The organism is Ancylobacter sp., assembly GCF_965249975.1.
Classification (GTDB): Bacteria; Pseudomonadota; Alphaproteobacteria; order Rhizobiales; family Xanthobacteraceae; genus Ancylobacter.
Map to the genome: position 1 here is coordinate 1 of NZ_CBDFNE010000002.1, position 9,315 is coordinate 9,315.

General features: G+C 68.5%; 9 protein-coding genes and 1 pseudogene. 5 read left to right on the forward strand and 5 right to left on the reverse strand.

Features of this window, described 5'->3' with window-relative positions:
• Positions 1 to 1,287 (reverse strand): cisplatin damage response ATP-dependent DNA ligase (locus tag ACP2AH_RS00045; protein ID WP_425103964.1); only part of this gene is annotated, 1,287 nt, incomplete at its 3' end.
• A 346-nt stretch (positions 1,288 to 1,633) separates the two neighbouring features.
• Between ACP2AH_RS00045 and ACP2AH_RS00050 the strand changes: the two genes are divergently transcribed.
• Positions 1,634 to 1,774 carry a hypothetical protein gene (locus ACP2AH_RS00050; protein ID WP_425103965.1) on the forward strand — a complete coding sequence of 47 codons (141 nt, stop codon included), beginning with the start codon at positions 1,634 to 1,636 and terminating at the stop codon, positions 1,772 to 1,774.
• Positions 1,775 to 2,031: 257 nt separating this feature from the next.
• The gene (locus ACP2AH_RS00055) at positions 2,032 to 2,520 is read left to right on the forward strand and encodes a GAF domain-containing protein (protein WP_425103966.1); all 489 of its coding nucleotides are present in this window, start codon (positions 2,032 to 2,034) and stop codon (positions 2,518 to 2,520) included.
• 138 nt (positions 2,521 to 2,658) lie between these two features.
• On the opposite strand, the gene ACP2AH_RS00060 is transcribed toward ACP2AH_RS00055, so the two are convergent.
• Positions 2,659 to 2,982, reverse strand: a complete 324-nt coding sequence (locus ACP2AH_RS00060) for an ArsR/SmtB family transcription factor (protein WP_425103967.1) — start codon at positions 2,980 to 2,982, stop codon at positions 2,659 to 2,661.
• 48 nt (positions 2,983 to 3,030) lie between these two features.
• Here ACP2AH_RS00060 and ACP2AH_RS00065 point away from each other — a divergent pair, with 48 nt between their 5' ends.
• Entirely contained in the window at positions 3,031 to 3,510 is a 480-nt protein-coding gene (locus ACP2AH_RS00065; protein ID WP_425103968.1) for an SRPBCC family protein, read from the forward strand.
• 174 nt (positions 3,511 to 3,684) lie between these two features.
• Here ACP2AH_RS00065 and ACP2AH_RS00070 read toward each other — a convergent pair.
• Positions 3,685 to 4,691: pseudogene (locus tag ACP2AH_RS00070) on the reverse strand (ligase-associated DNA damage response exonuclease).
• 36 nt (positions 4,692 to 4,727) lie between these two features.
• Positions 4,728 to 5,357 carry a glutathione S-transferase family protein gene (locus ACP2AH_RS00075; protein ID WP_425103969.1) on the reverse strand — a complete coding sequence of 210 codons (630 nt, stop codon included), beginning with the start codon at positions 5,355 to 5,357 and terminating at the stop codon, positions 4,728 to 4,730.
• An 87-nt stretch (positions 5,358 to 5,444) separates the two neighbouring features.
• Between ACP2AH_RS00075 and ACP2AH_RS00080 the strand changes: the two genes are divergently transcribed.
• Together ACP2AH_RS00080 and pdeM are read left to right on the forward strand one after the other, a co-directional pair.
• Positions 5,445 to 7,865, forward strand: coding sequence for a ligase-associated DNA damage response DEXH box helicase (locus ACP2AH_RS00080; RefSeq protein ID WP_425103970.1), 2,421 nt, complete (start codon positions 5,445 to 5,447; stop codon positions 7,863 to 7,865).
• Positions 7,866 to 7,913: 48 nt separating this feature from the next.
• The gene (pdeM, locus tag ACP2AH_RS00085; protein ID WP_425103971.1) at positions 7,914 to 8,579 is read left to right on the forward strand and encodes a ligase-associated DNA damage response endonuclease PdeM; all 666 of its coding nucleotides are present in this window, start codon (positions 7,914 to 7,916) and stop codon (positions 8,577 to 8,579) included.
• A gap of 190 nt (positions 8,580 to 8,769) precedes the next feature.
• Here the strand turns inward: pdeM and ACP2AH_RS00090 are convergent.
• A partial coding sequence (locus ACP2AH_RS00090; protein WP_425103972.1) for a Crp/Fnr family transcriptional regulator occupies positions 8,770 to 9,315 on the reverse strand: 546 nt, incomplete at its 5' end.

The window sequence follows — 9,315 nt, forward strand, 5'->3', positions numbered from 1 at the left end:
GCTGTAGTAGGACGAGCGTTTTCCGTGGCCGCGCTGGGCGTACATCATCACGCAGTCGGCGATGAGCGGATCGCGCTTCCATTTGTACCAGAACCCGGCGCGGCGCCCGGCGACATAGGGGCTGTCGCGGCGCTTGAGCATCAGCCCCTCGATTGCTGCGTCGCGCGCCTGCATGCGCAGTTCCATCAGGTCGTCGAAGCTCTTGCCCTCGATCAAGGTCGACACGTCGAAGCGGCCGGCAGGCAGGCGCGGGACGAAGGCCTCGAGCCGGGCGCGGCGCTCCTCCCAGCTCAGCGCGCGCAGATCCTCCGTCCCGTCGAACAGGATGTCGTAGAGGCGCACGAACGCCGGATAGTCCTCGAGCGCCTTGGCCGAGACCAGCTTGCGCCCCAGCCGCTGCTGCAGCGCGTTGAACGAGGCGGCGCCGCCGCCCTGGTCGTCGCCGCCCTGTGCGCTGCCGCGCACCAGCAGCTCGCCGTCGAGCGTGCCATGGACGCGAAAGTCGGCGGCGACGTCGGGGAAGCTGCGAGTGATGTCGTCGCCGGCGCGGCTGTAGAGCCGCGTCTCGCCGGCGACATGGACGAGCTGGACGCGGATGCCGTCCCATTTCCATTCGGCGGCATAGGCGGCGAGGTCGATCGATTCTTCTTCGAGCGGATGCGCCAGCATGAAGGGGCGGAAGACCGGGACATTGGCCTGGGTCGGTTGCTCGCCGCGCCCCTCGGCCCAGTCGAACAGCTCGGTGTAGGGCGGCTTGAGACCGTGCCACACCTCCTCGACCGCATCGACGTCGAGCCCGAACGCCTGCGCGAGACCGGTCTTGGCGAGCCGCGCCGACACGCCGATCCTGAGGCCGCCGGTGGCGAGCTTCAGCAGCGCGTAGCGGCCGGCGCTGTCGAGCCGGTCGAGCAGGTCGGTCATCGCCGCCGGCGCCTCGGCGCGGCCCAGCGTCGCCAGCCGCTCGATGACGTCCTTGAGGCGGATGTCCTCGAAGTCGGTGTCCTCAAGGCCGAGCGGCTTTTCCCAGAGCAGCGACGCGGTCTCGGCGAAGTCGCCGACATAGTCGCGGCTCATCGCGAACAGCACCGGGTCGACGCGCGCCTCGACGAGGGTGCGGATCAGCGCCGGCTTGACGCCCGGCAGGTCGAGATCGCCGGTCAGCGCCGCCATCGCATAGCCGCGATCGGGGTCGGGGGTGCGCTTCAGATAGTCGGCGATCAGCTGCAGCTTCGCGTTGCGCGAGCGTGTGTAGACCAGCCGGTCGAGAAGCGTGGAGAAGGCGTGCATCGCGGCTGCAACGAATAGGGGAGGCCATGGGGTTCCGCCAGCGGAGCCGGGCCGGCCATGGCGGGGAAGCGTCGCCAATGGCAGCTGGCAGAAATAGTCAAAGAAGGTTTAAATATTTCGATATACAAATAGATAACAAATAATCGTTAAGTAAGTGGAACGTAAATCCATCGCGACTGTTATATAATTAGATCTCGATGCTGAAGATGATCCGCGAAGCGAAAATCGCGAATAAATCGATCAGAGGTGATCTATTCTGCAGGCGTCATCTGCGTTGGCTGCCCCCGCGGCGCGGATGTCGCTGCTCCCGGCCTGCCTGGCCGGCCCCGTTTGAAAGCTGGATCACATGACTGCTTATCAAGAAGGCGGCGCAGCCTATTTCGCCCAGGTGCCGACCGAGCATGTGCGCCACTGGCCCACGGCCCGCCGCGAGAGCTGGCTTCGCGGCCGGGAAGATGCCCGGACCAAGGCGGCCTGGGCGCTCTAGCGGCCACGCCCGCGCTCCAGCGCTTTGTAAGTCGCGTTGCGTAATCGATCGCCGGCACCGGCGTGCCGCGCCGCGAGGCCACGTATTCCCGGGGGGAATGCCGACGCCCGCCCGGCCGCTGCTGCCGCCCTGTCGAGGATGCCCACCCCGTCGCCCCCGCGCACGCGGGTGGGCATTTCGGCGTTCGCAAGCGCACGCCGCCGCGACGCGCCGATCGCCTCTGTGCGTCGCGCGGCGCTTGCTCTAGGAGGAGCGCCATGTTCGACGCCGCCGATCTCCGCCATCTTCCGAAATCCGAGCTCTACGAGGAGCTGCCGCGCCAGCTCGACGGGCTGCTGCACGGCGAACGCGACCTCGTCGCCAACCTCGCCAACGCCGCGGCGCTGATCTTCCAGTCGCTGCCCGACCTCAACTGGGCGGGCTTCTACCTGATGAAGGACGGCGGGCTGGTGCTCGGGCCCTTCCAGGGCCGCACGGCCTGCGTGCGCATCGCGGTCGGGCAAGGCGTTTGCGGCACCGCGGCGGCCGAGAAGCGGACGCAGCTGGTCGCCGACGTCCACGCCTTTCCCGGCCATATCGCCTGCGACTCCGCCTCGGCCTCCGAGCTGGTGGTGCCGCTGATCGTCGACGGCGAGGTGAAGGCCGTGCTCGATCTCGACAGCCCGACGCCGGCGCGATTCGACGCGGACGACGCCGCCGGCTGCGAGCGGCTGGTCGAAGTGCTGCTGCGGCACTGCGTGCTCTGACTTTCTCGGAACGCTCGGAGGCCGCGATAGTTGGTCTCCCATGCGCAAAGGAGTCCGGAGCATGGTTCAGCCCCGCCACGACATCTCGAGCCTGACCTTCAGCCTGGTGTTTCTCGCCGGCCTCGCCCTGTCGCTCGTCTAGCCTTCCAGATCCTTCTTCAGCCGGCCCAGCAGGTCGACCGCCTGCGCCGCATAGGCGCCGATCCAGCGCTCATGGATGCCGCGGATCGGCAGCGGGTTGAGGTGGTTCCAGCGTTCGCGCCCCTCGCGCCGCGCGATCACCAGGTCGGCCGCCTCCAGCACCTTCAGATGCTGCATCACCGTGCAGCGGTCGAGCGCCGGGAATTTCTCGCACAGCGTGCCTGTCGTCTGTGGTCGATTCTTCAGCTCATCGAGAATGGCGCGGCGCGTAGGTGCCGCTAACGCCTTGAAAATCCTGTCATCTGCCGCGTCGCTTGACATGTTATAAGAATATAACATGATTGAGTCGCAAGGCAAAGGAATTGCGACATGGAATTGACGTTCAAAGTCTCGGCGCGCATCGCCCGGCCCGTCGCCGAGGTGTTCGAGGCGATCGCCGATCCGGCGCAGCTGTCGCGCTATTTCACCACCGGCGGCGCGCAGGGGCGGCTGGAGACCGGCGCGACCGTCAGCTGGGATTTCGCCGACTTTCCCGGCGCCTTCCCGGTCGAGGTGATCGAGGTGCAGCCCGGCCGCCGCATCGTGCTGCGCTGGGAAGCCAATGAGGGCGTTCCCGAAGGCGATGCACCGGTGGTCGATGCCGGCTATTTCACCATCGTCACGATCGAGCTCGAGCCGCTCGACGGCGATACGCGCACGCTGGTGACGATCAGCGAGGGGGGCTGGCACGAGACCGAGACCGGGCTCGCCGCTTCCTACGGCAATTGCATGGGCTGGTCGCAGATGCTCGCCGCGCTGAAGGCGTGGGTCGAGCATGGCATCAACCTGCGCGAGGGCATGTACCGCTAGAGGGGTGAACGAAGCCGACCCCGCGGCGGCGCGCTTTACCTACCCTCGGTCCGTCATTCCGGCGAAAGCCGGAACCCAGTCCAGCGGTCCTTCTGGGTTCCGGCTTTCGCCGGAATGACGTGAAAGGAGGGAGGGTCGCGACTGCGGCTTGCGACGCTTCTCGCGCCGCCGCGCCTAATCGTCGTCGTCCTCGCGCCCGATCAGATGCAGCTCGCGCGCCTTGATCTGCCGGGTCGCGCACCAGTGGATCAGCGCGTCCTCGCGGCCGTGCGTCACCCACACTTCGCGCGGGCCGAGTTCGAGGCAGGTGCTCGTCAGCTCGTCCCAGTCGGCGTGGTCGGAGATGATCAGCGGCAGCTCGACATTCTTCTGCCGCGCGCGCTGCCGCACGCGCATCCAGCCCGACGCCATCGCGGTGATCGGATCGGGCAGGCGGCGCGACCAGCGGTCGTTGAGCGCCGACGGCGGCGCGACGATGATGCTGCCCTTCAATTCGGCGGACTTGAGCCCCGTGGCGGGGCGCAGCTCGCCGAGATCGACGCCATGTTCGACATAGAGGTCGCACAGCCGCTGCATCGCGCCGTGGATGTAGATCGGCTCGCGATAGTCCATGCCGCGCAGGCTCGCGATCACCCGCTGCGCCTTGCCGAGTGCATAGGCGCCGACGAGCACGCAACGCTCGGGATTGTCGCGCAGCGCGTCGAGCAGCTTGGCGATCTCGTCGGAGGTGTCGGGGTGGCGGAAGACGGGCAGGCCGAAGGTCGCCTCGGTGACGAACACGTCGCACGGCACCGGCTCGAACGGCGCGCAGGTCGGGTCGGGGCGGCGCTTGTAGTCGCCCGACACCACGACGCGCTCTCCCTTGTGCTCCATCACGATCTGCGCCGATCCGAGCACGTGGCCGGCGGGCACGAAGCTCACCTCGACGTCGCCGATACGCAGCAGCTCGCCATAGGCTGCGGCCTGCGCGCCCGGCTGGTCGCCGTAGCGCAGACGTTCATGATGGCGAGCGTCTCGGGCGTCGCCATCACCTTGCCATGGCCGCCGCGCGCATGATCGGCATGGCCGTGGGTGATCAGCGCGCTCGGTTTGGGTTGCGACGGATCGATCCAGAAATCGCCCGGCTTGACGTAGATGCCTTCGGGGAAGGGCTGGACCCAGGAACCGAGCGATTTCCTCATCGCTGACTAATGGGTCCGGCGCGGCCGAAGTTCCACTCAGCCCGCCGGCTGCGGCGGAATCAGCGCATCGTCGATCGCGGCTGCCCGAGCGAGCGCCGGGCGCTCCTGAAGCCGCTGCCAATAGGCTTCGAACACCGGGCGCTTGTCGATCGAGCCGAACATCATGCCCCAGCCGATCTGCGAGCCGAAATAGACGTCGGCCGCGGTGAAGCGGTCGCCCGCCACATAGTCGCTCTTCGACAGCGCCTGTTCGAGCGCCACCATCACGTCGTCGAAGTTGCCGTAGCCCGCCATCATCTTCTTGTCGTCGGGCACGTCCCAGCCCATCGACTTGTTGGTGATCGCCGCCTCGACAGGTCCGGCGGCGAAGAACATCCAGCGATAATAGGCGCCGGCTTCGGCCGTGCCGGGCGCCGGCGCGAGGCCGGCGTCGGGGAAAGCGTCGGCGAGATAGGCGCAGATCGCCGCGCCCTCGGTGACGATGGCGTCGCCATGGGTGATCGCCGGCACCTTGCCCATCGGATTGACCGCCAGATAGGCGGGCGCCTTCATCGTCGTGCCATAGTCGAGCAGCTCGGTGCGGTAGGGCTGGCCGATCTCCTCGAGCATCCAGCGGATGATGCGCCCGCGCGACATCGGGTTGGTGTAGAAGACGATCTCAGCCATGCGAATCCTCCCGTCGTTCCCTATTTGTACCATTATATGTCGCCGCGTTCGAGAGTCGAGCGTTAGCGTCAGTCGATGGTCGACTCGATGACACTCCCGCCCGTAATCGCCGGCTGGCTCGCCGCGCGCGGTTGGTCGCTGCGGCGTCATCAGGCCGAAATGCTGGCGGCTGGCGCGGCGGGCGCGCATGCGCTGCTGGTCGCGCCGACCGGCGCGGGCAAGACGCTGGCGGGCTTCCTGCCGACGCTGGCCGAGCTGATCGCCGCTAGCGCGGACGGAAGGGGCGAGGAGCGGCTGCACACGCTCTACGTGTCGCCGCTGAAGGCGCTGGCGGTCGACGTCCAGCGCAACCTGCTCGCGCCGATCGCCGAGATGGGGCTGCCGATCACCGTCGAGACGCGCACCGGCGACACCCCCTCCGACCGCAAGGCGCGGCAGCGCGAGCGGCCGCCGCACATCCTGCTGACGACCCCCGAATCGCTGTCGCTGCTGATCACCTATCCCGACAGTTTCGAGCTACTGCGCCACGTGCAGACGATCGTCATCGACGAGGTGCACGCCTTCGCCAACACCAAGCGCGGCGACCTGCTCAGCCTGGCGATGGCGCGGCTGCAGGCGATCAACCCTGCGCTCCGCCGCGTCGGCCTGTCGGCGACGATCGGCGATCCCGAAGCCTATCAGGGCTGGCTGGCGCCCGACGCCGACGCCGAGAGCGTGACGCTGGTGCGCGGCGACCCCGGCGCCGAGCCGAACGTCGGCGTGCTGGTGCCCGAGGGGCGGATCCCGTGGACCGGGCACACGGGGCTGCATGCGGCGCGCGAGGTCTACAAGCTGATCGCCGCGCACAAGCTGACCATCGTCTTCGTCAACACCCGCGCCGTCGCCGAACTGACCTTTCGCGACCTGTGGAACGTCAACGACGACGCGTTGCCGATCGGCATCCACCACGGCAGCCTGGCGCCCGAGGCGCGGCGCAAGACCGAGGCGGCGATGGCGGCCGGCAAGCTGCGCGCCATCGTCGCGACCGCCAGCCTCGACCTCGGCATCGACTGGGGCGACGTCGATCTCGTCGTGCAGATGGGCGCGCCGAAGGGCTCGTCGCGGCTGCTGCAGCGCATCGGCCGCGCCAACCACCGCATGGACGAGCCGTCGCAGGCGGTGATCGTTCCGGGCAACCGCTTCGAATATCTCGAGGCCGTCGCGGCGGTCGATGCGGTCGCCGAGCATGAGCTCGACGAGGACGTGTTCCGCCCGGGCAGCCTCGACGTGCTGGCGCAGCATCTGATGGGCATGGCCTGCGCCGCGCCGTTCGAGCCCGACACGATGTATCGCGAAATCCGCGCGAGCGCGTCGTACGCCGGGCTGTCGCGCGAGCTGTTCGACAAGACGCTGGGGTTCGTCGAGAACGGCGGCTATGCGCTGCGCGCCTATGATCGCTTCAAGCGGCTGACCCTGCAGGGCGACGGCAGCTACCGCGTCAGCCATCCGCGCATGGTGCAGCAGCACCGGCTGAACGCCGGGGTCATCGTCGAGGCGGCGATGATGAACGTGGTGATGGGCCGCCGGCGCGGCCGCCGGCTCGGACAGATCGAGGAATGGTTCGGTTCGCAGCTGCGCATCGGCGACAGCTTCATGTTCGCCGGGTTGACGCTCGAGGTGACGGGGTTCGACGGCGCCGACATCCAGGTGACGACCGGCCGCGGCGACCCCAGCGTGCCGTCCTACCAGGGCGCGCGGCTGCCGCTCACCACCAACCTCGCCGACCGCGTGCAGGCGCTGATGGCGACGCCGTCGCAGTGGGACCGCATGCCGCCCGACGTGCACGAATGGCTGCATCTGCAGAGCGAGAAGTCCGAGCTGCCGGCGCCGGGCATGCTGCTCGTCGAGACCTTCGAGCGCGACAAGCGCCACTATATCGTCATCTACGGCTTCGAAGGCCGCAACGCGCACCAGACGCTCGGCATGCTGATGACGCAGCGCATGGAGCGCGCCGGGCTGAAGCCGCTCGGCTTCGTCGGCTCGGACTATGTGCTGTCGGTGTGGTCGTTGGAGCCGGTCACCGATCCCAGGCCGCTACTGTCGCCCGAGGTGCTCGAGGACGAGCTCGCCGAATGGATGGCGGCGTCGCCCTTCCTCAAGAAGTCGTTCCGCGAGGTGGCGATCATCGCTGGGCTGATCGAGCGCCAGCATCCCGGCAAGAAGAAGACCGGGCAACAGGTGAGCTTTTCCTCGGATCTGATCTACGACGTGCTGAAGAAGTACGAGCCCGACCATCTGCTGCTGCAGGCCGCCTGGGCCGACGCGCGCACCAAGCTGTCGGACATCGCCCGCCTCAACGCCCTGCTCGAACGCTCGCAGCATGCGATGGTGCACCGCGCGCTCGACCGTGTGTCGCCGCTCGCCGTGCCGATCCTGCTCGATCTCGGCCGCCAGCGCGTCGAGGGCGAGGCGACCGACGACGCGCTGCTCGCCGAGGCGGACGCGATCATCGCCGAAGCGATGAGCTGAGGCGACGCGCCGCTTCCCGTCGGCCGCGCGCGACCCTATAGACCGGCGATGGGTGTTTCCGTTCTGTTCGGCGGCCACGACTTCATCCCGATGGCCGACGCCGCGCTCTTCTGGCCGGCGCGTGGCGCGCTGCTCGTCGCCGACCTGCATTTCGAAAAGGCGAGCTGGTTCGCGTCGTTCGGTCAGCTGCTGCCGCCCTACGACAGCGTCGATACGCTGGCGCGGCTCGACGCGCTGGTCGCGGCGACGGGCGCGCGCGAACTCTGGTGCCTCGGCGACAGCTTCCACGACGGCCGCGGCGTCGAGCGCATGCCGGCGCGGGCGCGGGCGGTGCTCGACCGGCTGACCGCGACGCTCGACTGGACCTGGGTGGTCGGCAACCACGACCCGCACCTCGACGACAGCATCGGCGGGCGGGTGATCGACGCGATCGAGGTCGAGGGCGTGTTGCTGCGCCACGAAGCGCAACCCGGCGAGACGCGGCCCGAGATCTCGGGCCATTTCCATCCCAAGCTGCGCATCACCGTGCGCGGCCGCCGCATCGCGCGGCGCTGCTTCATCCACAGCGACCGCAAGATCATCCTGCCGGCGTTCGGCGCGCTGACCGGCGGGCTCGACGCCGCCGACCCGGCGATCGGGCGCGCGGTGGGGCGCCCGGCGCAGGCCTTGGTGCCGACGCCCGAGCGGCTGCTGCGCTTCCCGCTGGCGGCGTGAGCTGGCGCGTGCCGGAAAGATGACGCCGACGTCTCCGCGCTCACCCTGAGCCTGTCGAAGGGCGAGCGTCGCGCGACGCTCGTGCTGGCTGGAGACCCTTCGACAGGCTCAGGGTGAGCGCTGGGAGTGTGGCAGATAGGTCGTGCTGCGGAGCGGCTGCGGGCGCTCCCGAGAATGACGTCGCGCCGGCCTAGCTGAAGCTGCCCGGCAGCACGCGCTCAAAGGTCTCGCGGACCTTCCAGTAGCATTCGCAGCTCGCCGCCTCGAGCCCGGCGCGGTCGAGGACGGTGATGACGCCGCGGCTGTAGCGGATCAGACCCGCCGCCTGCAGCGTCCGCGCCACGACGGTGATCGTCGGGCGGCCGACGCCCAGAATGTCGGCGAGATATTCATGCGTCAGCGCCACCGTCTCGCCGTCGCCGCAGCGGTCGAGGCACATCAGGATCCAGCGCGCGAGACGAACCTCGGCCGAATGGCTGATGTTGCAGGCGACCGACTGGAAGACCAGCGCCGAGAAGGCGTGGTTGTAGGCCATGATCGTGCGACGGAAGCTGGGGCTTTCTTCCCACAGGTCGATGAACGCCGAGGTCGGAAGGTAGCGCGAGCCGCCTGGCAGCTGGACGACGGCGCGGTTGTAGCTGATGCGGTCGCCGAGCACGCAGTCGATCGATACGATGCCCTCGCAGCCGACCGCGCCGGTCTCGACGCTGCCGCCGTCCTCCTGGAGCGATACCAG

Bases quoted from the DNA above. Each gene is read 5' to 3' on its own strand.
- ACP2AH_RS00075 (WP_425103969.1), bottom strand. From the start codon at position 5,357: ATGGCTGAGATCGTCTTCTACACCAACCCGATGTCGCGCGGGCGCATC.
- ACP2AH_RS00080 (WP_425103970.1), top strand. From the start codon at position 5,445: ATGACACTCCCGCCCGTAATCGCCGGCTGGCTCGCCGCGCGCGGTTGG.
- ACP2AH_RS00065 (WP_425103968.1), top strand. From the start codon at position 3,031: ATGGAATTGACGTTCAAAGTCTCGGCGCGCATCGCCCGGCCCGTCGCC.
- ACP2AH_RS00055 (WP_425103966.1), top strand. From the start codon at position 2,032: ATGTTCGACGCCGCCGATCTCCGCCATCTTCCGAAATCCGAGCTCTAC.
- pdeM (WP_425103971.1), top strand. From the start codon at position 7,914: ATGGGTGTTTCCGTTCTGTTCGGCGGCCACGACTTCATCCCGATGGCC.
- ACP2AH_RS00050 (WP_425103965.1), top strand. From the start codon at position 1,634: ATGACTGCTTATCAAGAAGGCGGCGCAGCCTATTTCGCCCAGGTGCCG.
- ACP2AH_RS00060 (WP_425103967.1), bottom strand. From the start codon at position 2,982: ATGTCAAGCGACGCGGCAGATGACAGGATTTTCAAGGCGTTAGCGGCA.